Source organism: Xylanimonas ulmi, from assembly GCF_004216535.1.
In the GTDB taxonomy this organism is placed as follows: domain Bacteria; phylum Actinomycetota; class Actinomycetes; order Actinomycetales; family Cellulomonadaceae; genus Xylanimonas; species Xylanimonas ulmi.
Genome location: NZ_SGWX01000001.1, coordinates 2,735,469 through 2,759,066 on the forward strand (window position 1 = coordinate 2,735,469; position 23,598 = coordinate 2,759,066).

The window sequence follows — 23,598 nt, forward strand, 5'->3', positions numbered from 1 at the left end:
TGACGGAATGGCGATGCCGCGCGCGGAGAGATCCGTCAGAACGTCCGCCGACGGCGTCGGGGCGTCCGTGGCGACTCGCGCAAGCACCGGGTCGAGCGTCGCTGAACGGCGTGGTCGACGACGTTGTCCATCGCGTCGGTGAGGCGCACCCACACGGCCTGCGTCCACGCCTCTACCTGGTCCCTCTCGGTCAGGGTCAGGTAGTCCGCGTACCAGGAGTACTCCTCGCTGTACCGCTCTCCGTTCCAGGTTCCGCGCACGCTCAGTAGCGGGGAACTGCCCATCGACACGGTGAGATGAGTGACGCCGTCGCTCGTGCGACCGCCGGCAACGCTCGGCTTGCCGCGGTCGACGGGCCACGCCGGCAGCGGGACGTGGTGCCGGGCGCCGGTGTCGATGAGGGCCGCGGGCACGACGACGGCGTCGATCGCGAGTGCCGCGATCTCCTCCCCCGTGAGCTGTCGACGGCCGGGAAGGTGACGGGGCAGGTCGGGCAGGGCCGCCGTCGGGAATGCTTCTGCGACGGCCTCGTTGAGGTCGATCTCGGCTGCCACACGGAGGTCGAGACGGCCGATGCGCCCACCACGGTCGTTCTCCACGGTGACGAGCCATGGGTATGGCGGGACGGCCTCGCGCTTCTCGTAGTCGTACTCGAACTCGTCGGGTAGATCGGTGAGCGGGCCGTAGTGGAGGTCCATGAGGTTGTTCCACCGCACGGCCGTGTCGGCGGCACTTCCGAAGGAGTCGGCGGCGATGACCGCACCGTCGGCGCTGAGGATCGCACCGGGCGAATAGTCGCTGCCGTCCTGGTCGGACTCGTCCAGTTCGAGGAACACGGCCTCGGGGAACTCCGCGAGTATCGCGAGGGCCGCGGCCTTGGCGGTCGCCTGGTGGTAAAGCGCTTCGCCGATCGTCGTCGTGCGACGAAGCCGGTGCTGGGCCGCGTCCCGCAGCGTGCGGGTCACGTCGAAGGTCTCGACGCCGTCGTCGGTCGTTGTCACGACTCCTCCTGAGGGGACGGGAGCGGCGCGGGCCGCGCTGCTCGCTCACCTCTCTCATCGCCGTCACGGATCGAACTGCCTGGGCGATCGCCGCCCGGGTTCGCACGTCGAGCGCGATGTACCAGGTGGAGGAGGACGACGATGACCACGAAAACGCCCGACGACGGCGCTCGTTTGGAACGGGCCGTCGGCCGCAACGCCGAGGTCTATCGCGACGACCCAGGGCTTCGTGTCCTCGCGAACCAGTCGTCGTTGCGCGTCATCGCGGGGCAGGACACGCTCGGCGACGCCGGGGCCGGGTACAGCGATGCCGCCACACGGCTCGCACACGCCGAGGCGCGGCTCGTCGGAGCGCTCGCCGCGTTCGACGGGACGCTCCAGTCCCTCGCCGACGCGACCGGGCTCACCGTCGATGCCGTCTCCGGGGTGCTCCACCGCGACAAGCTCACCGTGCTGTCCAAGCCCGGTTGCGTGCAGTGCGACGCCACCGCCCGAGCGCTCACGAAGAAGGGCGTCGCGCTCGTCAAGGTCGACGTCTCCGACGACGCCGAAGCGCTCGAACTCGCCCGCGGGCTCGGGTACCTCCAAGTTCCCGTCGTCGTGACGCCCGACGGCGAGCACTGGTCAGGCTTCCGACCCGACCGCATCGCCGACCTCCCCGATCCGGAGCCGCCGTCGGCGTTGACCGCCGTCGTCGGGCCACGCCTGTGAACGACGCGGCTCTGTCCGCAGATCGCGAACCGCCATCCCCGAGCGACTCCGCCCGGTGCTTGCGTGACGCAGAACTCCCCCCGAGTCAAAGGACCCGCAATGATCGACGACCAGCACTTCCGCCTCTACGGCAAGGCCCGCTCGCACCTCGCGGCGCTCGAAGCGCTCGGCGCGCCCGAGGCCTACGGCTGGATCCTGCTCGCGCTCGACGAGATGTACGAGCCGGACGATCTCGCGCCCGCGGTGCCGCTCGCCACGACCGACCGGCGCGAGATCTTCAGCGGCGCCGTCGACGCGCTCACCGCGATCGCACGCCTCGACAACGTCGATCACCTCACGCTCATGCTCCTGGTCGCTGACCTCGAAGACGCGTGGGCCCTTGAGTCAGGCCGACGATGACGTACGGCGCCGTGACGAGAGACCTGCGCCACGCGCTCGCCGAGGTCATGCAGGTCCGACGACCGGAGACGGTCATCGGCGACTACCGGCGGCACGGGAACGAGGACGGGCCCGCCGGGCTGGAACCGCTACTTCGTCACGAGGCGTTGGTCGACGACATCCAGCGGTTCCGTGCCGTCGTGTTCCGCGCCACCGTGACGCTCGCACGGCATGCCGTGGCGAACGCCGACCACGCGCCCGGGCTCCGCCCGATGCTCAACCTGACCAGCCTGCTCGAGCGGTTCGAGTCAGTGGCCGCGATCCGCGAGGTCCCACGCACCGGGCAGACGCGCCTGACGCGGCCGCACAAGATCCCGCTCGTTGAGGCGTGGCGGCAGGCGGCGCTCGCCAGCGTCGCACTGGTGGAGCGCGAACTGCCCACTTTGCGCAACCTTGTCGGCATGCCCGGCATGGTCGCGTCACGCGACGCGGCCCAAATCGCGGTGGCGCTACTCCGGCTCGACGGACGCTACGAGAACCTCAAGGGCTGGAAGTCGTTCGGCGAGAAGCCGGGAGTCGACGAGGTCGTGGCGCTCTGGACGGCTGCTGACCTCGCGCGCGGGTGGCCCTACGGCGATCCCGCCCGCGAGAGCTACGGCACGGTGATCGACCAGATGGGCTACCGCCATCCGCTCTCGCTCTCGCCATCGCCCGCGGCGACGGTGCTGAACGAGATGCGGGCGAGCAACGCCCACCTCGATGGTCGACTGCCATCGGTGATGCTGCTGAGGTACGTGGCGAAGGGCCACCTCGCGATCAGCGAGCGTCTTCGCCGACTCGCGTTCGAGGCCGGTCAGATGACGAAGTCCGAGGAACTCCTCCAACGAGCCGGTGCCTACGGGATGATCGGCAAGGAGCTACTCAACGTCAACAGCGGCATCATGACCGACGACCTGCCTGCGGACGACCTCGCGCGCAACCACCTCCTGGCGTCAGCGAACGCGCTCCGCGACATCGGCGCCGTCACGAAAGCCGAGATGGCGGCGCTCACCGATGCCATGCTCGACGCCGACCGCATCGTGTCCGACATCTTGATCAAGGCGCTCCGCACCTCCTGGTTCTTCGAGGAGACGGACGAGCTCGGTTGGTACAACATCGGCGTGATCAAGAAGGGCTTCCGCCGATGGGAACCCATGACGCCGGCTGGGCACCCGGACCTGGTTGAGGTCGCGCGGTCGCTGGGACGAGATCAGCTGCCACTCGCCGCAGAGCCGTCCGGCGCCCGGGATCGGGCCTGGTTCGCTGGCGAGATCGAGCGCACCGAGATCGTGCCGCCGTCGGACGACGTCGCCCTCGACTCTCAGCACCCGCGACAACTCCTCCGCGACCTGCAAAGGCAGATCTACGAGCCTGGGTACGCCGAGGCCATGGCGGAACATGAGGCCATGTGGGCGGCGGAGCGTAGTAGTGGCGGGCACGAGTACGAGCCGCCCACTGCGGCGACCGGCACGGTAGGGCCAGGGCTGTGAACCTCGACGTGGTGACCAAGGCCGCGCGGACCGCGCTGGTGGTTTGCGGCGGCCTGTGGCTCGTCGGCCTGGGCGCGGGCGGAACCGTCATCGAGCGACTGGCCGCGTACCTGTTCATCTTCGTAGGTACGCCCGCGGCCCTGATCCTCATCGGGCGTGTGCCGGTTCACAAGGCACAGCCGACGGACTGGCACGAGAACGTGCCGCGCGTGATCGTCCTTTCGACCGCGGCGGTGGTGGCACTCCTCCTTGCGGGGCGGTCCGTTGGTGGCGCCCTGGGGGTGGTTGTCGTGAATTTTGCTGGCGTCGCACTCCTCGTTCTGGCGGTCGTTGGCTTCGTCGCCGCGGCCGGGTGGCTGGCGAAGACGAGGACGCGCTGACCGACGTCTCGGGCGTGCAAGAACGCCACTGGTCCAGCGGGTTCGTGCCTAGACGAGCGGGGTTGAGGCGCTGGCGGCGAGAAGCCGGTCAGCCTCACCGGCGATCCGCTCCAGCGCGTCGGCCCCTGACATCCGGTCTCGTTGAGATGCGAGGCCTTCGGCTCGTGCGGAAGCAATGTCGGCGAGGATCGCATCCAAGACAGGATCGACCGCACTCCAGAGCTGTTGACGTGCCTTGCTGACGATCTCGTCCGCGTTCGCCATTACCTCGGTCACGAGACGAGCGTGCAGCCGCTCGCTCGCTCGCTGCGCATCCAGGGCCGCTCGCTCCTCCTTGACGATGGCGAACGTGTCGACTGCGATGGGGATGACGAAGCCTGCCACACCGGCGGCTTTGCCGATCTTGTCGGCGATCTTGAGTGCCTGCCAGGGTTTGAACTTGTGGTCGAAGAAGTGTCCGACCTTGAGCACGATCTCGTGGCCTGGCGATCCCTTCAGACCTCTAAGGCCACCGCCCACGTTCTGAGCGCCCCCGACCCACCACTCCTTGCCCTTCTTGAGGAGGTCGGTGGCTTGGTTCCAGTTGAACGCGGGCCGGCTTGGCTGGGCACTCCGTCGGGGGCCGAAGGCGCCGATGCGGAGTCTTCCCGATCTGGCGTCAAAGGGCGTGGCGGCGTCGACGAGCGCGGCGGCGGCGGCCGTCTCGCCGGCCTCTTCGAGTTGCTGCTCGAGGATCACCATCTGCTGCTCGATGAGGCTCCGAACGGTTGCGGCCAAGGTGTCCGCGTGGCGATCGAGCGCTGCGACGCATGCCTGCTCGGCCTCGGGGAGGTCGCGATCCGCCTCAGCTTGTGTCTCGTAGTTCGTGACGCGGTCGACGAAGGCCGTGACGTCGGTGAGGCAGTCGGCCCGGAACCGCGTCGCTGCGCCCTCGAATGCCGATGTGATGCCGCCCTTCCGCTCGAGGATTGCCTTGCGGAGATCAGCCAGGACATGCAGGGCGTCGGCGTCGAGGCCGCTGTCCGCGAAGAGTGGCATCGCCTCGTCGCAGAGGGTGCGGACGAGGATGAGCGGTTGGCGGAGCCGGGCCAGGTCGCCTCGCTCGTAGGCGAGACCGTTGATGAGGCGGCGCAGTTCGTCAATGCCTGACTGTTGGCGTCGTAGATCTGCCGACGCGCCACCCTCCCGGCTCCGCAGATAGTCGACCGAGTCCACCTCGGCGAACGGGAGCGTGAACCCGACGGGGCCGAGAGCCTGCTCGACGAGCCGCGCCCGGCCGCCGGGCGGGCGCGGGACGGTGTTGACCTTCGTCATCACGACGATCATCTGCGCGTACTGGGCGCGGTCGATCGCGAGGAACCGGAGGTACTCGGCCGCCGCGTCGTCAAGCATCTCCGGCGGAACGACGAATAGAATGAGGTCCGAACCAGAGACGCCATCCGACGCACGCTCGTCATGCTCCTTCACGCCGGCCTGAACCCCGGGCGTGTCGACGAGGGTGACGACGTCATCCCACGGGTACTCGGACACCGTGTCCGTTTCCCGGTCGGGCGAGTCCTTCGGCGCGTGCACACCGTCGGTAAGCGCGGCGATTAGCTTGGACTTGCCAGCCGAGAACTGGCCCGTGAGGACGAGTTTGGTTGTCTCGCGAGGCTTGAGCACGGCTCGCGTCAGGATGCGGGCGGCTTCGCCTGCAGATGCCTCAGGCGCCGCCGACACTACGTCCCGAAACTGCCCCAGGAGTGTCGGCGCGGCGACGGCGAGATCGTGGACGTGGATTCCGGTCATGATGCGATCTCCTCTGCGGCATCTTGGGTGAGGCGCACGGCGTCGGCGCCGGAGTGCAGTTGGGCAAGGTCGCGCCACGTCGACAGCACCCCGTCCGGGACGGGTGAGCCGAGGTGGAGGTGGACGTTGTCCCGGGTGAGACTCGCCACCGTGATCTTGCCGTCGGTGGCGCCCCGTAGCACGTGGAAGGCAGTGATGCCGCGGCTCGACGACGACGGGACGGGCGTGAGCGTCTCGACGAGCCGCTCCGGCGGGTAGAGGATGGCTTCCGTCAGGTCATCGCCCGCGAGGTCGACGGCAATGCCGGCGCCCCGCAACCGGGTCGCGCGGGTCACGGCCCCGGCGAGGCGGCCACGACCCGCTTCGGCGAGTAGACCGCGCGTGAGGCGGAGGTCGAGCTCCGCGACGGTCTCCGAGAGGCTCGTCTGGATCCCGTAGACGACGCGCGTTGCCGCCTCGAACGCCTCGACCGACGCGGCTGCACGCTTGTCCTCGTCGGCGATGGCCCCGCGCCACGCCTCGATCTCGTTTGCCAGTTGTGTGTCGAGGCTGGCTTCGACGTCATCGAGGAGCGGGCCGAACTGGTCGGTTAGTTGACGTCGCCGCCTCGCGTGCACGTCCTTCTTGCTGCGGAACCAACTGTCCGCGATCTTGTTGATCCCGGATCTGAGCGCCTTGGCGCCGGACGCGAACCCGCCTACGAGTACACCGACGGCACCACCGATAGCGGCGCCGATCGCCGTGCCCGGTGGGCCGCCGATGAGGGTCCCGACTACTCCGCCGAGGGCGGCGCCGCCCTTCGCCCCGCCGAGCAGCGCGGCGACAGTGAGGCCTCCGTGGCCGATGATCTTCGCGGCAAGGTTCCACCGCGCACTACCGCCACCGTCCAGGCCTTCAAACTCGCGTGCTGCCGTTCGAGCCCACTCGGCGTCCGCGTCGGCGACGATCGACGAGAGGCTGGTACGCAGCCGATCGCGTGCTTGGGAGACGGTCGCCCGGACTTCGGCGTTGAGCGACGTGACCTCGTCGCGCCACAGGTCGTTGATCGTCGAGTCCTTGAGGTCGACGTCGAGTTGCGCGACCCACCGGCGTCGGGCCTCGACCGATCGTCGGATCGCGGTCTTCATCACGAGCGCTGCATCGTCGACCGCACGACCGGACTTCCTGCCGACGGCGACCCGCCGCCGCTCTGCAGCGACCTCCTGGGAAGCGGTCGTTGTCGCGAGTTGGTCAGCCAGTCCATGGGCGACGCTCAGCGGTACCCGGACGATGTCCGCGACGCGCACCAGACGCCGCTGGGTCGCTGTGGCGTCCTGCTCGGCGCGGATGAGGTCGACAAGGTCGACGACGCGGCTCGCCGACCTGAGCTGTTCAGCCTCCGTCGGGTCGTCGACCGCGAACTGTGCCTGGCAGGCGGCCTGGGCGTGGATCTTCGCGAGCCCGGCGTAGCGGCCCGCCGCGCGAGCTAGATAGCGCTCGATGGGTCGCATGTACTCCTCAACGTCGCCGCCGAAGATGCGCTCGGGCTCTTGGAGGAGGTCGATCCGGTTCAGCGGGTTGGTGACGTCGCTGCGGCAGTTGAGTGCGACAACTAGCGGCTTACCCAGGTCCGCGAGGCGCTCAAGCGCACGTCCCGTCTCTTCCTGGGCGGCCGTGGTGCTCTGGGTCCACAGCACCAGGTCCGCGTACTGCGCCTGGCGGAAAGCCTCCTCGCGGTCCTCGGGGGCGTCGAACGCAGCAACCCCCGGGACGTCGACGAGGACGACTGACTCGAGGCCTTCGACCGTAATCGGCCGCTCCATGCTGTCTCTGGAGAAGCGCGGCGCCCCGTCGCCGACGCGGGCGCCGTCGCCACCCGTGAGGTACTCGAACAGGCTCGACTTCCCGGCCATCGTGGAGCCCATCAGAACGACGCGAAACGGCTCAGCGACGTCGTCATGCGCGGCCTGCCGGGCACCGTCGTCAACGGCTGCGGCAGCAGCGATCAGCGCGTCGACGACAGGCGTGAGCGACTCGTTCGAGTCAATCCGTGCGGCAGCACCCGTCAGCAGGTCGGCCACCGACCGACCGGTGGAGACGACGTGCGCGCGCAGGTCGCTCGGTGACGACCTCTGGACGACCGGCTCAACGCCGCACAAGACCTCGCGTGCCCACTGCGGGCCGGGAGCGCGAGAGATCCCGTACAGCGCATTTGCCATGGACTGCCTCTCCCGCGAGCGTCGGATGTTCGTGCGGCCATTCAACACGGGCAGGATGTTCGGGTCAGGACGAGGCGCGGATTGCCTCGTTCCCTGCTTGCACAGCACGACACCGGAGTTGAGCTACCACGGTTCACCGCCACGTGCGGTGGGGTCATGTCGACGAGGGGCCTGCAGCGGCCGGCTACGCGCGCCGACTCACAGCGAAGGCCACGACAGCCTTCTAGGGCCTGTTTCGGAATGGGCTATCGGGCACATCACGATCCAGGGTGTAGTCCGGTTTGGGAGCTGCCGGTCTCTCGCGGGAGGCCGTCCTCGCCCGCTGGCGGCGGACGTCAGCGCCACGCGAGGTAATCGCGTCGACGGCGCACGTTGCTGCCCGAGGGACTCGGAGCCGTGATAGCGACCGGCCCAGCCCTCGCACCGTTCCCCGTGTTCACTACGCTGGTGTTCTGGGACGACGACCACATCTCTGCGCAGATGCTCGCCGCCCATCTCGCCCCGGACGTGGAAGCGGCCTCCCGGACACACGAGGTCATCGACCGGTCGGCACGGTGGATCGTCGAGGTCCTCGGGCTGGGGCACGGTGACCGGGTCCTGGACCTCGGCTGCGGCCCAGGTCTCTACGCCTGCCGGCTCGCGCACGGTGGTGTCGCGGTGCACGGGGTGGACGTCTCACGCCGGTCGGTGGCGCACGCTCGCCAGGTCGCGCGCGCCGAGGGCGGGTCTGTACGGTCTGCGGCTCTGGCGCACTTTAGGTGGTGGCTGCGGGCGGTTGAGGGTGGTTCGCCTGGTCTGTCATGATCTGCCGTGTTCGACGCGTCGGTGCTGGTCAGAGCGGTGTTCGCAGGGTTGGACGGGCTGGTCGTCCAAGACGTCGAGGAGGGTGACGACGGGCTCGTCGTCGCCGCGGTGACGTGTGGCGGGCCGGTCGCCTGCCCGGTCTGCGGGCGGCCATCGACGCGGTTGCATGCGTGGCATGAGCGCGCTCCGGCTGACCTGCCCGTCGCTGGGGTGCGGGTCGAGTTGAGGGTCCGAGTACGGCGCCTGGTCTGCCAGTCGCCGCACTGCCCGCGCAGGACGTTCCGTGAGCAGGTCCCGGGCGTGCTCGAGCGCTACCAACGGCGCACGGCCCGGCTGACCGTGGCCCTGGAGGCGGTGGTGACTGAGCTCGCCGGGCGGGCCTCGGCCCGGCTCGCGCCCGCGCTCGGCATGGGCCTGCGCCGAGACACCGCGCTGCGGGTCCTGCGCGCGATCGCGCTCCCCGCGCTGGTGGTGCCGCGGGTGCTGGGGATCGACGACTTCGCGCTGCGACGCGGGCAGGTCTACGCGACCGTCTTGATCGACGCGGACACCGGCCGCCGGATCGATGTCCTGCCCGGCCGCGACGCCGAGGTCGTCAAGGCGTGGCTGACCGACCATCGCGGGGTGCAGGTCGTCACCCGCGACGGGTCGACCACCTATGCCCAGGCCGTGCGCGACGTCCTGCCGGACGCGACACAGGTCGCCGACCGGTGGCACCTGTGGCACGGCCTGGGCGACGCCGTCGGCAAGGAGGTCGCCGCCCACTCGGCCTGCTGGGCCGCGACCACTGCGACAGGCATGCGCACGGGCCGTATCGCTGAGACCACCGCCCAGCGCTGGGCGCAGGTGCGTGACCTACGTGACGCCGGGGTCGGCCTGCTGGACTGCTCGCGGCGTCTGGGGATCGCGCTGAACACCGTCAAGCGGTACGACCGGGCCGCCAAACCCGAGCAGATCGCCCGCCCACCCCGGTACCGGGCCACCCTCGTCGACCCCTACCGCGACCACCTGCGCAGGCGGCGGCAAGCCGAGCCCGGAGTGAGCGTGCAGCAGCTCCTCGCCGAGATCCGTGCCCTGGGTTACACGGGCAGCCAGAACCTGCTCTACCGGTATCTGGGCCAGCACCGCCACCTCGACGAGCACTCCCACCTGTCCCCGCGGCGCGCGACCCGGCTCCTGCTGACTCGCCCCAGTACCTTGACCGAGCGGCAGACCGAACGCCTTCGGCAGCTCGTAGGCGCGTGCCCGGAGATGACCGCCCTGCACGACCTCGTCGGCGCGTTCGCCAGGCTGCTCGTCCCCGACGAGGCGAACAGCGACGCCCTGACCGCCTGGATCGACCAGGCCCGCGCGGCGCCGCTACCGCACGCCCACTCCTTCGTCCGCGGCCTGGAGCAAGACCGCGACGCCGTAGTCGCCGCGGTCACCCTGCCCCACCACAACGGACGTACCGAGGGCGTCAACACCCGCACCAAGATGCTCAAACGCCAGACGTACGGACGCGCCGGGTTCGACCTCCTCCGCCACCGCATCCTCCTGACAGCCTGAGCGTCACCACAGGCCACACCACCGAAAGTGCGCCAGCGCCGCTGGCTTTACAGACCCTCGCCTACAAGGGACGCAACGTCGTCGAGCGCTCCTTCGCCAGCTCAAGCAGTGGCTCGCACTGGCCACCCACGGCGGTGATCGTGTTGCAGACGTTGCACAACCTCTCGGACCGCGAGGCGGTGGACGCGCTCACGTTCGACCTGCGGTGGACGCGCGGCACCGAACGTGCGCAGACGCCGACTATGACCGCGCGGCCGACATACCCGTAGGCCGTACGCGTCGTCACCATTGAGGGGACGGTGACGTCCTCTCGCATGTCCTGGCGTCGGCGTAAGCGTCGGCGCGGCAGTCTCAACAAGGGGGCGTCTTGAACCTGAGAACTCGCACAACTTCCGGTCTCGCCGCGGTGGCGCTGCTGGCGTCGCTTTCGTCGTTGACTGCGTGCGCACAGCCGACGACACCAGCGCCGGTGGCGCCGCCGGCCGTCAAACCCACGAACACCGTCGAAGACGAGCCAGACCCCAGCGTTCAGGCGACACCCGAGCAGGACGACCCCGGCGTGCAGGACCTCGTCGTGGTCGAGTCCGCCTTCGGAGAACGCCTGGGGTACTGGTGGTCGTATGTAGTCGTGGAGAACCCGAACAACGGGATCTCGCTCGACGCGGGGCCTGACTCACCGATCGTCGTCGAGGCGCTGGACGAGACAGGGGGTGTTCTCGACTCGATCGTGGGATGGGACTCTTTCGCCCCCGGGCGCAAGGAGCTGGTCGCCCTGTTTCCCGACGTCGGCGAGGCGCAGGTCGCCTCGCTGAGGATCGACATTCCCGCGACATCACAGTTCAACGCCAGACCACCCTCGGAAGGTGAGGGCCGCGCCCAGGTGACGGCTGGCGAGGTGACTGAAGGCGTGTCGCCGGACGGCATGAAGACGCTGACCGCCCCCTTGCACAACGTCGCGGAAGAGGACCTGCCATTCGTCCTGGTGGCCCTGATCATCCGGACTTCCGACGGCAAGGTCACGCAAGTGTTCACGGACATGGTCGAAGAACTACCTGCCGGAGGCGTCACTACGTTCGACGTCGCCCTTCTCCCGGATGAGCAGGCTCCAGAGGGCTCGACGTTCGAGGTCGCGTTCCCCTAGATTCCAGTGACGGACACCCATGCGCAGCCCCGCCGGTTAGGGCTGGGACTCTGCGGCGGCAGCGTGGAACTCGGCTTTGTCTCAACGCCTCACTCACACGGCCCGTGCCTGCTCGACTCGCTCAGAGCCCGCGCGGATCGACTAGTCGTGCGAGGCCGCTGAGCCTCGCCAACGCCTCAGGGGTCTGAGGAACGTGGGCGAGCAGGTGCGGAGAGTGGACGATATAGGCCGCCCACTTGGCACGGGAGATCGCGACGTTGAGGCGGTTGCGATCGATAAGGAAGTCCATGCCACGTGGCACCTCACGCGCGTCAGAAGCGGCCATCGACACGATAGCGATGACGGCTTCCTGCCCCTGAAACTTGTCGACAGTTCCCACGGGGACGCCTCCGAGCCCCGCCGCCCGCAGGGCTTCCCGGACCGTGACACGCTGGGCGTTGTAGGGGGTGACGACGATGAAGTCGGACTCGACCAGCGGTCGGCCCGTATCGTCGCCATTGCTCCAGGTCGCGCCCAAGAGGCCGCGGATGATCCTCACGACGGCGGCGGCCTCCTCGGTCGAGGCCTGGATGTTCCCCCTGTGAGGCACCGGCACCGGGTGGCAGCCCGGAGCGTGCCCCGCAAGGTGCCGTGTGCTTGTGATGGTGTGCGCTTCGAGTTCGCCGTCGTAGGACAGGTGGGAGTCCACCTCGGTGAGCGCGGGTGACATGCGTCTGGTGAGGGCCAGGAAGTACCCGAGGTTGTTGGGGAGCACGGCTTCGCCGTCTGCGATCCATCCGAGGGCGGACTCGTCGATCGGCTCCGGATGTGACGCCTGGGAGACTTGCGGAAGCTGCTGCGGGTCGCCGAGGAACAGGATCCGCCTGGCCTCGCCCTGGGCGGCTGCGGTCATGGCAAGGCTGAACTGGCCAGCCTCATCGACGACGAGCAGATCCCATGGGGTGCCGCTGATGCTCCAAGCGGTCGCCCCATAGACGTAGCCGCGGCCCTCGTTCGCTGCGAGGAAGTCCTCTTCCGTGAATCCCTTCCATGTGTGGACGACGGTGTAGGGAAACTCGGGCTCGATCTCTCGGAACGCCTTCGCGTCGAGTTTCTCGCCGGTTCTCGGGTGCCGTGGCAAGTTCCCGGAGTTGTACTTCTTGCCGACACGGGCCTTGTCGAGGCCAGCGTCCAAGGTGACGGCCTCTAGGGCGTTCTCGATGACCTTATGGGACTGGGCGACGACCCCGACCCTCCAGCCGTAGTCCTCAACGAGGTGCTTGATGACGTGGGCGGCGGTGTAGGTCTTGCCGGTTCCAGGTGGGCCCTGGACCGCGAGATATGAGCCGTCAAGCTCCAGCAGGGACGTGACGATCGCCGCGACCGCGTCTGGCTCGCCGTTGTCGCGAACGACGACCTCTGCAAGCGTCCCTTCGGCGGAGCGAGGGGGGATGCGGCGCAGCACGTCGAGGATCGGATCGCTCTGCTCGTCGCTGAAGGCGCCGTCGTTGGCGTCAAGGTCGTCCAGGACGCGCGCAGCCCACTCCGAGATCGCGGCCTGGAGCGGGGCGGTCGACGGCGGCGGTCCTGGGACCACCGAGGCGGGCACATCGTCGTGGGGAGTCTGGCCCTCGGGCAGACTCTCGCGCACGATGATGCTGCCGTCGTCCTCGAGGCTCGAGACACTCCCGGAGAACGCTGGCGCGAGAAGCACGCTCGGGGACTTGCCGACCAGATGCTCAGACTCGGCCGGATAGAGAAGGAAGATCGCCTTGACGCCTGACGGGTCGCTTCCCCCGGCCCACGAGCCGGTCAGGCGCAGCTTCCGTCCTGTGCGGCCGCGGCTGTCGGTCTGCCACGGCTGTTCGACGGCGCCAGACTCGACTGTGAAGACGTTGCGGGCGGTGGCGAGCTCGTCGGGGACCAGGCTGCGCTTGGTAAAGAAGTCGCCCCACCAGATCCTGTTCTCGCGGTCGTGGAACTGGACCGCGCCAGCCACTAAGCCGGCTGCTCGCTGGTCGGCGGTGCGGTCGGGGTCGTTGAGATCGCCTGCCCACTTCCGCAGACTCTCAGCGAGGAGGGTCCGCTCGGCGGCTTCTGGGGTTGGCTCCTTGGCTGCGGCGTTCTCGGGGTCGTCCGTGATCTCGTCGATCGTCGTGGAACGTCGGCTTGAGCCGGCAGACACGCCGTGCTGCGCGGCGACCTCGAGCAGCCAGTCACGCAGGCGCAAAGTGGAGCGACAGTCGTACTCGTTGTAGTCGGCAATCTTGTCGAGCTCTGCCTGCCATCCGGCTGCGTCGCCGTCGTCGCGCCTCTCGGTCGCCGCCACGTATGCGTCCACAGACCCCAGGGCGTTGGTCACGCCCTCGTCGTCGCGGTAGTCGTCGCCCATGTACAGCGGCTCGAGCTTCTTGATGCTGTACGAGCGCGAGCCGACGCGCAGAGCACGCCGAACGATCGGGTACAGGTCAACGAGCACCTCCTGACGAAGGAGTTCGTTGACTTCGTCCTCGCCGGTCTCGTGGCGGACAGCCAACGACAGCAGGTGGGTCTTCTCGTACGCCGCGTAGTGGTAGATCCGCATGTCCGGGTGGGTGCGACGGCGTTCGGCGACGTGGTCGAGGAAGGCTCGCAGAGCGTCTCGCTCCTCGCGGAAGTTGTGCGCCCACAAGGCGTCGAACTTCGCGTTGTTGTCGACCCAACCGAACAGGTAGTCAAGACCCCACCTGCCGCCACCGCCCTCGTTGTAGAGCGGGTCGCCCTCGAAGTCGAAGAAGATATCGCCCTCGTCCGGCGTCGGGATCTTCCCGAGCACCTCGGGGGCGATAGCCTCGTACGGCGGGATCTGGGGTGAACCCGCCTGCGCCTCGAGTGACTCGGCGGCGATCTGGAGTCGGGCCTGCAGGCGGAGGTTCTCCAGGGTCGCCGCGCCAATGCCGGGCACGGCGCCTGCGGAGATCGCGAGATCGTCAATCGTCACGATGCCGGTGGCATGCAGGACGCGTCTCTGGTTGACGTTGAGATTCGCGACGAGCAGCACGTCCCGGGATGCCTGGATCTGCTCTTCGCACACTGGGCACCGGCCACACGCGGTGTACCGCCCATCGCCCCACTCAACCGACTCGGTCGCGGCCGAGACCTCGGCCCGTAGCTCCTCGATACGACGACGCCGAACCGCGTAGACCGGCTCAATGTCCAACAAGGCGTGAGTTGTCGTTGCGCCATCGCCCAGAACGAGATCGACGCTGTCGTCCACGGGGACGCCGAGTTCGCGCAGATGATCGGCGTAGGCGGCGACCTGCAGCAACGCACTGACTTTCGCGTGGCGGGCGAGTTTCGTGTCCTGGATGCGGTACCGACCGTCGGGTTGCCGCACAAGGAAGTCGGCGTACCCCGTGAACCCGTCGGTCAGGCACGCCGCTTGGACGATCACCGGAGCCTGGGCCGCGACCGCATCCAGTGTCGCGGCTCGTGCGTCCATCCGCGTGATGTTGGCCTTGGCACTAGGCCGGAGGATCTCTACGAGTCGGCGCCCGTGCTCGGCTCGGTACGCTTCCAGGACGCGCTCCTCGTGGGCGCTGCCGAGCGCTGAGGTCCGCTCCAGCATGGCGTCTGCGTCAACGTCAGGTTGAGATCCCTCCAACGCTCGAACATACGCGTACTCGCAATTGGCGGCGGCCACAAGTTGGCTCGCGCTCCATCGCTGGGGGATCTTCATTGAACCGGTCTCCTGCAGGGTTGGCTTCTCTACGCCCAACGGCGGGCGGCATGTCGCGACGGGTTGGGAATTATGCAATCTGGCCCCAGTCTCCTCGGAAATCGCGTTGAGTCCAGCGCATGGCGTGCGCGCACCTCAACTTTGGCGTGACGAATCGTCCTCCGCAATCGCGAGACACCCGCGAGTCGACGCCAGAACTCGGGTTGGCCGCATCCGACACTTGGCCCCATCCCGGCACCCGAAGAGCGTTAGCACACGTCACCGCGGCAACTACCACTCACGAATCCGCTCTCATAAATCGTTCTCTTCGCCGAGAAGACCACCCCCACCTGAAACGGGGGCGCGCGCGGGCAGACATAGCTCACGTCAACCACCGACCCAACCCCGCCCGCAAAGCGCACGCGCCAACGCGGTGATCAATCCGACCAACACTGCGCATCCTGGTGCCCCGGCGTGCGACAACATGACACGAGTTGGCCCAAAACCACTTGCGCCCGGACGGGATACTCGTTTCTGCGCGCGGCATCCAAATGATGGATCGGGGCCGTGGCGAGTGATGGTGACCAGATCGGCGGCGGTCGAGGCCGCCGAGGGCGCATGCGAGGCCGAGCCGAGAACGGGCGACTCTCCATGGCCGTCGGTGGCGTCTGGCAACCTCGCGCCTCCGACGGGAAGGACGCACGGTGACGAGAGCACCAGGCACGACGGCTCCGGGCATGGATGCCTGCGCGGAGCCCGCGGCGGCGTGCCGCGCGACTGGGACGGTGACACCACGAGCGCCGCGTTCGCGCGGTGGCGTGCCACTGAGGTCGCCCGGTTGGAGCGCGAACGGCGCGATCAGGTGCGGTTCCAGGCCGAGTTGCGCGCCCGACAGGCGGCGGAGCGGGCCGGGGCGATCACGCGTTGCGTAGACCTGCTGGTCGAGCCGCTCGCCGGCACGGTGTCCGACGACGTCGCGCAGACGCTCGCCCGCCGCCCCGTCGAGCGCCTGTTCACATGGGCCGACCGCGACGGCGACGCGTGCCGGGGCTGCCTCGGGTATGGCGACAGCCCGCGCGAGCGGGCGCATTTCGTCATCGGGCTCCTGCGCCAGCACACCGCCCCCGAGAGCCTTCAGTGAGGCAACCGCGACGGGACCTTTGCCCGGCCTCGGGACTGTGCCTGCCTCCCGCGTCGGGGCGGAGCCGCCACGCCCCCTCGGGTTGAACGGCGTGGGCGTGAGGCGAGCGGGCCAGTCGCCGCTTGCGCCGGCGAGCGCTTCGCACGTCGCGGCCTCGCGCTTGAGCTCACGCCGCGGTCCACGCACCAGGCACGCGCGACGTTGACGCGCCATCACTCCCCTTCGCCACGGCTCGAGTCTCGCGGGCTGCGAACGCCGCGACAGCGCCGCACCCCGGGCGGGACGACGCCGTCCCCCGGCGTGCCGGCGCCACGCGCCCGAGCACAGCGGTGAGAGCCGCCTGCCCGCGGCGACGCGCACGCGAGTGCGAGGCGGGCATCTCGGCGCGGTGCGGCGCCGCGCGCGCGTCCCTGGGGTGACCGCCCGCCTCTGAGCGCTGCGTGAGAGCGCCACGAGCTCACCCAACGTGCTGCGGCCTCCCCTGTGCGGCCCCGTGATCCCGCGGAGCGGTCGACGGCTCGCCATGCGCGCCCACATAGGGGGTAAGGCCACAGCACGTCGCGCGGTCTTGGCCCGTGTCAGGCACCGCGCACGGGCTCCGGTCCCCAGGACGGGCGAGTGCCCGCCTGGGCTGCCGGACCGACCTGATGAGGGAGCACGAGATGACCACGACACCCCTGGACCAGCCCGCCACTGTGACCGCGGCCCGGGCCGCTGACCTGCGACGAGACCTCCACCGACATGCCGACCGGTCGCCGGTCCCCTATGTCGATGGGTCGCCCGCCGACTGGCCGACACCTGTCGCTGGACGTGGCGGGCGCCCCATCCCACCAAGGGAGCACGACCAGACGACAGGAGCCACGATGCGCCGCCCCCGTTCCAACACCCCGACCGCCACAGGCCTCCCGGCCGCGCCTGCCGCGCCGGCGGGGGGTCTGGACCTCGAGGCGCTGTCCCTGCCTGGGTGTGAGGCCGACGCCGCCGCTCGCCCCGCCGCCCGCCCCGACCCGTTCGGGCTCATCTATCGGTTCTGGAGCGCGGACCAGCCGAGCAAGCCGGTGCGCTCCTGGGCGCACCTGCTGCAGTTGCTGGGGCTGCTCGGCCGCGACGGGGCGCACGCGTTCCTCGTCGTGGACCAGGTCGACGGGCCGCTTGCCGCGCAGGCTGTCGGGGACGCGGGCGCCGACCGGCTGCTGTGCGAGGTGCTGTTCCAGGCGGACTCAGTCGACCAGTACACGGCCGCCTACACCGACCGCGCCCCCGACGACGTCTTTGTGAGCACCGGGTTCGACCCCGGCCGAGGCCTGGCCCGCGGCGGGGTGGAGATGACGTCCGTGGACCGACTCGGCGTGCTGCGCCTGACCGCGGACCGCGCCCTGAGCGTCCTGGACACCGCCCGCACCTTCCGCGCCTGGTTCCAGGACGGGCAGGCGCCCGAGGGCATCCGCCTGGACAACGAGCTCGTCACCTGACGAGCCGCCGAGGGGCGGGGTCGGAGCAGACGCCGGTCACCACCCCACATACAGGGCAAGACCCCGACCGAGAGGCAGAGACCGATGACCCGCTCCACCGAAAACACCCGCTCCCCGCGTCGTCCGCAGCCGGGCGCTGACGGCCACGCCCCCGACGGCGGCTCTCTTGACGGCCACGGCCCAGCGGGCACACCTCGGGCGTCGTCCGCCGCGAACCCGGCGTCGGAACCGTCCGCGGGACGCCCGACGCCGGTCCTGCCCGCGGTGTGCCCCTCGACCTGGACGGGCATCGCCGCGATCGAGATGGCCGGCGCGCTGGAGGCGCTCGGAACGGTGTCCGTCCGCACCTGTGGGGAGGCGAACTACCGCGTCTACGCCCACGTCACCGCCGACGACGTGGTGCGGGTGGCAGTCATCGCCGACTCGCCCGTGGACGAGCACGGCTGCCACCTGCCTGTCAGCGCCGAACCGCCCATCCGGTACAAGGTCACGCACCTGCACGCCGGACGTCACGGCCGCCGCCGCGTGACGGCCTCACCCGACGAGGCCATGGCGGTGGCGCGCGCCTACGCCATCGCAGCGTGGGACCACGAGGCGTCGGACGGCACGGCAAGGGACACGCCACGATGAGCGGCGTCCCCGCAGGTGGGAGCGCCCCCAACGACGCCGGTCATCGGCGTCCTCGGAGCACCCGCGCATCCCCCCACAAGGGAAGGACGCACAGCGAGAGGGCGTGCTCCGAGAGCACGCAGCGAGCACCATCGCCCGCCCGCCGCTCCGCTGACCCGCAAGCCCGACCGACACCACTGACGCATCCGCCCGACACATCTGACTGACACGCCCGCCGTGCGGGCCCGACCGGCCAAGGAGGCCACCGTGACCGTCCACCCCCACACTCCCACCACCGCGTCTGTGACCAACGCCCGCCCCGTGGTGGTGCTGCGCGCGCTCGGCGACGTCGTCGAGGTTGACCTCGACGCACGCCGCGCCACCCAGGCCTTCCACCCCGCCTTGGCCCGCGTCGCACGCGTCCTGGCCACGCTCGACCCGGCCTGGTCCGACGACACCCCGCCCACCTGGCGCCACCCCGACGAGCACGGCGACCGCATCGACCCGCGCGTGCCGGGGACCCGCCGCTGCCGCCACCGCCTGCACCTGAACGCCACCCACGCCGCGACGGCGCGCGACACGCTCGAACAGGCCGGTTACGCCGTCGACATCCCCTCCCCGCTCGGGTCGCTGGCCACCGAGCCCCGCGACCCCGAGGAGCCGCACGTGACGCCCGGTGCCGCGCCAGGCGAGGTCGACCCGTTCGCACGCTGCGACGCGCCCATGCCCGCCCGCTACCACGACGAGGCCGGACGCTGCTGCGGCCAACGCGCCTACGTCGTGACCGCCCACCGCGTCACCGCCCCCCACGCAGGCGCCGACGACGCAGGGACCCTGGCGTGGTGCGCCCACCACTACCGCGAGATCGCCGCGCCGACCGCCCCCTACGTCGTCGCCGACTCCCGCCACCTGCTCACCCCGACCACCCCCTGACCGGCGTTACGCGGGGCTCCCACCCCACCGCGCCACGCGGGCAAGCGCCACACCCGACGAGCGACACACGAGAGGAAGCCCGATGAACGAGCACGAGCACCGGCACGAGTTCGGATACGACGACGGCCACCCCTACGAGTACGAATACGAGTACGAGGACGTCTACGGGCGCCAGGAAGCCCGCGAGGACGACCCGGCGGTCGCGCACGGCGCCCACCACGTCGTCGTCCCGCTGACCTCCGCCGAACGCGCGCTCCTGGAGGAGATCGCGGCCGGCTGGGGCGTGGACGTGCCCCTTGCGGCCGAGCGACTGCTGCTCCTGGCCGCCAACGTCTGCGACATCTCACCTGACGAGTTCTGACAGGAGACCCCATGCGCCACCGCGCCAACCCGCACGACCTCGACCCGTACGACCTCGACGACCACGACGGACTCGACTGGTCCGACATGGCCGACCTCGCCGACTGGAACCCAGAGCCCGAGACCACCTCCGAACTGACCGGCGACCCGCTCGACATGTGGCGCGAGCGGATGCGCGTGCGCCGCTGGGCGCCGTGAGAGCCACCCGCCGCGGCCCGACCCACCCTGACAGTGAGGACCCGATGAACGAGGACCCGATGAACCACCGAGACACCGTCGTCGTCGCCGGCGACTGGCACGGCAACACCTTGTGGGCCATGCGCGCCGTGGCCGCGACCGCCAAGGCCGGCTGCGACGTGCTGCTGCACCTGGGCGACTTCGGCATCTGGCCCGGCCCGTCCGGCGCCTCCTACCTGCGCAAGGTCGAGCGCGCGTGCGCCCAGCACGGGGTGACCATCCTCGTCACCCCCGGCAACCACGAGAACTGGGACCGCATCGACCGCACTGAGGCCACCGACCGCCACGACGGCTGGGGCGCCGTCAAGTGGCTCACCGACCACATCGCCGTCCTGCCACGCGGACACCGCCTCACCCTGGCCGGGACAGGCGGCGTCGAGCGCACCCTCGTCTCACTCGGCGGGGCGCCGTCCATCGACCTCCGCGACCGCACCCTCGGCAAGACCTGGTGGCTGCAGGAGGCCATCACCCCCGTCGACGTCGAGTCGGTGATCGCCGGCGGGACCGCCGACATCATGCTCACCCACGACACTCCCGAGCCAGCCACCCGCCGCGTCCAGCAGATCATCCGCGCCAACCCCGGCGGCTGGCCCGCCGACGTGCGCGAGTACTGCGCCGAGGGACGACGCCGCCTGACCCGCGCGTTCAACGCCGTCCGCCCCCGAGTCCTCCTGCACGGCCACTACCACCTACGCGACACGGACACCGTTATCGGTGACACCGACGGCGACCCGTTCACCTGCCGCATCGAGTCCCTCGGCATGGACGGGACCCCGCACCGCGCCTTCGACGGCCATCCCACCGACCACCAGGAGGGCGACGCCGTCCTGCTCGACGTCGCCACCGCCGCTGTGACCGACCTGCTCCTCTGAGCCCACCTCAACGAGACCACCGCCCCACTCCGAGACAGGACCACCCATGACCCACACCACGCTCCACCTGGTCACCGCTGAGCCAGGCGTGTACGCCGTCCACTCCACCTCACCCACGGTCTACCTGATCGACACCCGCCCTGGCCGCCCGTATGTGATGCGCGCCCGCGGCGGCGCCGGGGCGACGCGCTTCGTCGGCGACGGCGAGTGGTGGCCGCTGGTCGAGCTGATCAGCTACCCGGACCTGAGCGACCCGACCGCGATCGACCGCGAGGACTTCGTGCCCGACGTGGTGCGCGTCGGACGCCGCCACCGCTACACCTGGGACCCCGGCCTCCTGTTCGACGACCAGTGGCGGCTGGCCCGCGCCGCCGAACACGTCGACGGCCCGCTGTCCGCCGAGGACCTCGCCGCGCTGACGCCCACCGACTCGCCAACCGACCCGCCCGCGTCAGACCCGGAGGGTTCGATCACCCCATGAGCGCCACCCCCGCCCCGCCGCAGTCCCCGCACCCCACCGACGAGGCCCGCGCCCTGCTCGAGCTCGCCGTCGGAGCCCAGCAGGTCCACACCGAGGCACAGACCCACCTCGACCAGGCCGTCAAGGCCGCGGTCAAGGCCGGGGCCACCTGGGAGCAGGTCACACGCTGGCTCGGCGACATGACCGCCGACCACGCACGCGAGCGGTTCGAGCACACCGACGCCGCCGTCTACCTCGACGAGCACACCGTGATCCTCCTAGGCGCCTTCGCCGCACGACGCGGCATCCGCACCCTCAAAGAGGCGCTGACCGCTCTCCTCGACGAGGCCCCACCCGCCACGCCCGCCGTCGACGACACACGCGAGCCCGACGCCGTCGACCCCGACCGGACCGGCGACGACGAACACGACGCGTGAGCTCGAGCACCCCGAAAGGCACGACCATGCGACTGACCCACATCTGCGAGTCCTGCGGCCGCACGGAGGTCCTCGACGAGGAGCAGGCCCACAGCGACGGATGGGACTACCCACCCCGCATGGGCACCTTCGGCGTGATCTCCCCGCGCACCTGCCCGAACTGCGCCATCGACACCACCGTGTGGTGGGCGATCGCGGTCGAGCACACCACGGCCGCCAACCTCACCGACCATCAGCGCGCCGTCGTCGAACGCATCCTCTGCGAGCCCGCGACAATCCTCGCCGGCGACGCGCGGACTGACGATGCAGGGGCTTGAGACTCACCGGCCCTGCGTGCCGTGCGCTGCTCAGCGCCTATCGAGCGAGTTGCGCCTCAAGGAAGACGAGCATGCCCATGGCTGCGTCGAGCCGGCTCACGACAGCCTCCCTGGGAACCTCGTACTGGGGCGAATTCGCCGCCGCCTCGTACAGGTCGTCTGGGACGGCGCCGGTCGGCACACTCCACATCTCCCCCGTGGGCCCGGCGCTCAGAACGTAGGACGAGCGGGACAGGCCGCGATCCTCGCCGAGGAGAGCGACCTCGGCGGCGAGCAGGTCGTGGCGGCCGCTGCCGATCGCTTGCGCGTAGAAGCTCCCGTGCGCGCCGTCGACGATGAGGAAGGTGTGGCCCTCGTCGGTTCCGACGAGCTCGAGCAGTTCGTACAGGTGGGGCCAGTCGCGCAGGGGATGACGACCGTCACCGTCCTGCGTGAACGCGTACACGAGGCGGCCGGACACGTGCTCCATGCCGACGTCAGCCGTTCGGCCATCCGTCAAAGCGACCCGTGCGGCCCCATGCAACGCGCCCGCAGCGCGCGCCCTGCGGAGGTCGCCGAGTTCGTCAAGGCGGAACTGCACCTCATCGCCCTGGACCTGACCTACGCTCTCGCTTCCCACGCCGTACCTCCATCGCTCGGCTCCGCGGGGTCGTCGCCCGTCACGTCGGGGCGGCGGCCTCAACCCACCCCGAGGTGTGCCGACACTGACCGCGCCGCACGCATCAGCGTGGCGGAAGAACCGGTCCCAGGCGAGTGGACGCGTCAGCATGCGTCACTCGATGGCGCTCCCACGCGGGCCAGCGGCCGACGGCCGTGTGGGCGACCACGAGGCGGCGAGTTCAACCGGATTGCCCGCGCTTTGTGCCCTCGCGGTGGCGAGTCGCCGTCCGCGGAGCACCCGACGACCCCACCCCACACAAGCCGATGACCGCCCAGCACCCGCTGGACCCTTCAACCGAAAGGCGGTTCCCATGAACCCCTCCTCCCCACTGCTCGCCAGCCTCCTGCGCGGCGACGAGGTCGCGATCGCCCTCGGCGCCGTGATGGGCCTGGGCGCCCCGACCGACATCGCGACCGGCGAAGCCGTCGAGGTCCCCGATCAGCGCACCGACGACGGCCACTCGCCGTTCGTCTACCAGTTCACCGCCGACGGCGACAGGTACCACCGCCTGGGCGGCTGGGACGAGATCTGGGATCTGCTCGACCAGGTCGGTCGCGACGAGGACCACCGCTGGCTGATCGTGGCCCACGAGTCCCACAGCCACTTCGCCCAAGTCACCGGGTCGGGCCGACACGGTCTGCTCGGCATCGAGATCGGCCAAGCGCGCAACGGCGGCCCCGCCGACGTGTGGCACATGCTCCACCACGGGGACACCGGCGAGACGGCCTACGTCCCGGTCGGCGCCGTCCCCGACGACATCCTCACCAACGAGCAGTCGATGTGCGCCACCGCCCGCATGGAGTTCCCCGCGGGCTCGACCGGCCACGACCTCGACATCGCGATCGGCATGCATGTGTGGCTCACCAACGGCCCTGTCACCGAGGCGCTCATCACGGCCCACGGCCTGCGGTGATGAGCCGTCCGTCGGGGCCGGCGCGGCCGAAG

General features: G+C 70.0%; 23 protein-coding genes. 18 read left to right on the forward strand and 5 right to left on the reverse strand.

Translation table 11 applies throughout. The features are described 5' to 3' along the window. Positions 1 to 35: 35 nt before the first annotated feature. On the reverse strand, positions 36 to 1,001 hold the full coding sequence (locus EV386_RS12705) for a hypothetical protein (RefSeq protein WP_130415518.1): 966 nt from the start codon (positions 999 to 1,001) through the stop codon (positions 36 to 38). Positions 1,002 to 1,427: 426 nt separating this feature from the next. Between EV386_RS12705 and EV386_RS18735 the strand changes: the two genes are divergently transcribed. The 4 genes from EV386_RS18735 (at position 1,428) to EV386_RS12725 (ending at position 3,999) form a co-directional block, all read left to right on the forward strand. Continuing rightward, complete coding sequence (locus tag EV386_RS18735; protein ID WP_242608099.1) at positions 1,428 to 1,712, forward strand: glutaredoxin domain-containing protein; 285 nt, start codon at positions 1,428 to 1,430, stop codon at positions 1,710 to 1,712. A 99-nt stretch (positions 1,713 to 1,811) separates the two neighbouring features. Next, positions 1,812 to 2,111, forward strand: coding sequence for a hypothetical protein (locus EV386_RS12715; RefSeq protein ID WP_130415522.1), 300 nt, complete (start codon positions 1,812 to 1,814; stop codon positions 2,109 to 2,111). A gap of 215 nt (positions 2,112 to 2,326) precedes the next feature. Further along, complete coding sequence (locus EV386_RS12720) at positions 2,327 to 3,619, forward strand: hypothetical protein (RefSeq protein ID WP_130415524.1); 1,293 nt, start codon at positions 2,327 to 2,329, stop codon at positions 3,617 to 3,619. After that, positions 3,616 to 3,999, forward strand: coding sequence for a hypothetical protein (locus tag EV386_RS12725; RefSeq protein WP_130415526.1), 384 nt, complete (start codon positions 3,616 to 3,618; stop codon positions 3,997 to 3,999). Before EV386_RS12720 ends, EV386_RS12725 begins: the two co-directional genes overlap by 4 nt. A gap of 48 nt (positions 4,000 to 4,047) precedes the next feature. Here EV386_RS12725 and EV386_RS12730 read toward each other — a convergent pair whose 3' ends face one another. Continuing rightward, entirely contained in the window at positions 4,048 to 5,787 is a 1,740-nt protein-coding gene (locus tag EV386_RS12730; protein WP_130415528.1) for a GTPase domain-containing protein, read from the reverse strand. Beyond that, a complete protein-coding gene (locus EV386_RS12735; RefSeq protein WP_165399928.1) occupies positions 5,784 to 7,847 on the reverse strand; it encodes a GTPase in 2,064 nt (687 codons plus the stop codon). Before EV386_RS12735 ends, EV386_RS12730 begins: the two co-directional genes overlap by 4 nt. Before the next feature lie 570 nt (positions 7,848 to 8,417). Here EV386_RS12735 and EV386_RS12740 point away from each other — a divergent pair. The 3 genes from EV386_RS12740 to EV386_RS12750 all read left to right on the forward strand — a co-directional run bounded on the left by EV386_RS12740 (position 8,418) and on the right by EV386_RS12750 (position 11,478). Beyond that, entirely contained in the window at positions 8,418 to 8,789 is a 372-nt protein-coding gene (locus tag EV386_RS12740; protein WP_242607955.1) for an SAM-dependent methyltransferase, read from the forward strand. A 6-nt stretch (positions 8,790 to 8,795) separates the two neighbouring features. Then, a complete protein-coding gene (locus tag EV386_RS12745; RefSeq protein ID WP_130415532.1) occupies positions 8,796 to 10,337 on the forward strand; it encodes an ISL3 family transposase in 1,542 nt (513 codons plus the stop codon). Positions 10,338 to 10,704: 367 nt separating this feature from the next. Then, on the forward strand, positions 10,705 to 11,478 hold the full coding sequence (locus tag EV386_RS12750) for a hypothetical protein (RefSeq protein ID WP_130415534.1): 774 nt from the start codon (positions 10,705 to 10,707) through the stop codon (positions 11,476 to 11,478). Between the two features lie 121 nt (positions 11,479 to 11,599). Here the strand turns inward: EV386_RS12750 and EV386_RS12755 are convergent, their stop codons facing one another. Further along, positions 11,600 to 15,175: a TM0106 family RecB-like putative nuclease gene (locus EV386_RS12755; RefSeq protein ID WP_130415535.1), complete on the reverse strand. Its 3,576-nt coding sequence runs from the start codon at positions 15,173 to 15,175 to the stop codon at positions 11,600 to 11,602. Positions 15,176 to 15,920: 745 nt separating this feature from the next. On the opposite strand from EV386_RS12755, the gene EV386_RS12760 reads away from it, so the two are divergent. From EV386_RS12760 to EV386_RS12800, 10 genes are all read left to right on the forward strand, one after another. Continuing rightward, on the forward strand, positions 15,921 to 16,295 hold the full coding sequence (locus EV386_RS12760; protein ID WP_130415537.1) for a hypothetical protein: 375 nt from the start codon (positions 15,921 to 15,923) through the stop codon (positions 16,293 to 16,295). Positions 16,296 to 17,158: 863 nt separating this feature from the next. Further along, on the forward strand, positions 17,159 to 17,767 hold the full coding sequence (locus EV386_RS12765; protein ID WP_130415539.1) for a hypothetical protein: 609 nt from the start codon (positions 17,159 to 17,161) through the stop codon (positions 17,765 to 17,767). 84 nt (positions 17,768 to 17,851) lie between these two features. Further along, complete coding sequence (locus EV386_RS12770) at positions 17,852 to 18,397, forward strand: hypothetical protein (RefSeq protein WP_130415541.1); 546 nt, start codon at positions 17,852 to 17,854, stop codon at positions 18,395 to 18,397. Positions 18,398 to 18,643: 246 nt separating this feature from the next. After that, positions 18,644 to 19,309 (forward strand): hypothetical protein, encoded by a 666-nt coding sequence (locus EV386_RS12775; RefSeq protein WP_130415543.1) that lies wholly within the window; start codon positions 18,644 to 18,646, stop codon positions 19,307 to 19,309. An 82-nt stretch (positions 19,310 to 19,391) separates the two neighbouring features. Beyond that, complete coding sequence (locus EV386_RS12780) at positions 19,392 to 19,670, forward strand: hypothetical protein (protein ID WP_130415545.1); 279 nt, start codon at positions 19,392 to 19,394, stop codon at positions 19,668 to 19,670. Positions 19,671 to 19,681: 11 nt separating this feature from the next. Then, complete coding sequence (locus tag EV386_RS18340; RefSeq protein ID WP_165399929.1) at positions 19,682 to 19,867, forward strand: hypothetical protein; 186 nt, start codon at positions 19,682 to 19,684, stop codon at positions 19,865 to 19,867. Positions 19,868 to 19,926: 59 nt separating this feature from the next. Beyond that, complete coding sequence (locus tag EV386_RS12785; RefSeq protein ID WP_165399930.1) at positions 19,927 to 20,778, forward strand: metallophosphoesterase family protein; 852 nt, start codon at positions 19,927 to 19,929, stop codon at positions 20,776 to 20,778. 46 nt (positions 20,779 to 20,824) lie between these two features. After that, positions 20,825 to 21,259 (forward strand): hypothetical protein, encoded by a 435-nt coding sequence (locus tag EV386_RS12790; RefSeq protein WP_130415549.1) that lies wholly within the window; start codon positions 20,825 to 20,827, stop codon positions 21,257 to 21,259. Next, complete coding sequence (locus EV386_RS12795) at positions 21,256 to 21,675, forward strand: hypothetical protein (RefSeq protein ID WP_130415551.1); 420 nt, start codon at positions 21,256 to 21,258, stop codon at positions 21,673 to 21,675. Before EV386_RS12790 ends, EV386_RS12795 begins: the two co-directional genes overlap by 4 nt. A 26-nt stretch (positions 21,676 to 21,701) precedes the next feature. Continuing rightward, positions 21,702 to 21,992, forward strand: coding sequence for a hypothetical protein (locus EV386_RS12800; RefSeq protein ID WP_130415553.1), 291 nt, complete (start codon positions 21,702 to 21,704; stop codon positions 21,990 to 21,992). Between the two features lie 37 nt (positions 21,993 to 22,029). Here EV386_RS12800 and EV386_RS12805 read toward each other — a convergent pair whose 3' ends face one another. After that, positions 22,030 to 22,461, reverse strand: coding sequence for a hypothetical protein (locus tag EV386_RS12805; protein WP_130415555.1), 432 nt, complete (start codon positions 22,459 to 22,461; stop codon positions 22,030 to 22,032). Positions 22,462 to 22,963: 502 nt separating this feature from the next. Here EV386_RS12805 and EV386_RS12810 point away from each other — a divergent pair. After that, on the forward strand, positions 22,964 to 23,566 hold the full coding sequence (locus EV386_RS12810) for a hypothetical protein (RefSeq protein ID WP_130415557.1): 603 nt from the start codon (positions 22,964 to 22,966) through the stop codon (positions 23,564 to 23,566). Positions 23,567 to 23,598 lie beyond the last annotated feature (32 nt).

Excerpts from the sequence above, each read along its gene's own strand:
- EV386_RS18340 (WP_165399929.1), top strand. The coding sequence starts at position 19,682 with ATGCGCCACCGCGCCAACCCGCACGACCTCGACCCGTACGACCTCGAC.
- EV386_RS12730 (WP_130415528.1), bottom strand. The coding sequence starts at position 5,787 with ATGACCGGAATCCACGTCCACGATCTCGCCGTCGCCGCGCCGACACTC.
- EV386_RS12765 (WP_130415539.1), top strand. The coding sequence starts at position 17,159 with ATGCGCCGCCCCCGTTCCAACACCCCGACCGCCACAGGCCTCCCGGCC.
- EV386_RS12795 (WP_130415551.1), top strand. The coding sequence starts at position 21,256 with ATGAGCGCCACCCCCGCCCCGCCGCAGTCCCCGCACCCCACCGACGAG.
- EV386_RS12800 (WP_130415553.1), top strand. The coding sequence starts at position 21,702 with ATGCGACTGACCCACATCTGCGAGTCCTGCGGCCGCACGGAGGTCCTC.
- EV386_RS12755 (WP_130415535.1), bottom strand. The coding sequence starts at position 15,175 with ATGAAGATCCCCCAGCGATGGAGCGCGAGCCAACTTGTGGCCGCCGCC.
- EV386_RS12790 (WP_130415549.1), top strand. The coding sequence starts at position 20,825 with ATGACCCACACCACGCTCCACCTGGTCACCGCTGAGCCAGGCGTGTAC.
- EV386_RS12785 (WP_165399930.1), top strand. The coding sequence starts at position 19,927 with ATGAACCACCGAGACACCGTCGTCGTCGCCGGCGACTGGCACGGCAAC.
- EV386_RS12715 (WP_130415522.1), top strand. The coding sequence starts at position 1,812 with ATGATCGACGACCAGCACTTCCGCCTCTACGGCAAGGCCCGCTCGCAC.
- EV386_RS12810 (WP_130415557.1), top strand. The coding sequence starts at position 22,964 with ATGAACCCCTCCTCCCCACTGCTCGCCAGCCTCCTGCGCGGCGACGAG.
- EV386_RS12780 (WP_130415545.1), top strand. The coding sequence starts at position 19,392 with ATGAACGAGCACGAGCACCGGCACGAGTTCGGATACGACGACGGCCAC.
- EV386_RS12770 (WP_130415541.1), top strand. The coding sequence starts at position 17,852 with ATGACCCGCTCCACCGAAAACACCCGCTCCCCGCGTCGTCCGCAGCCG.
- EV386_RS12805 (WP_130415555.1), bottom strand. The coding sequence starts at position 22,461 with ATGGAGCACGTGTCCGGCCGCCTCGTGTACGCGTTCACGCAGGACGGT.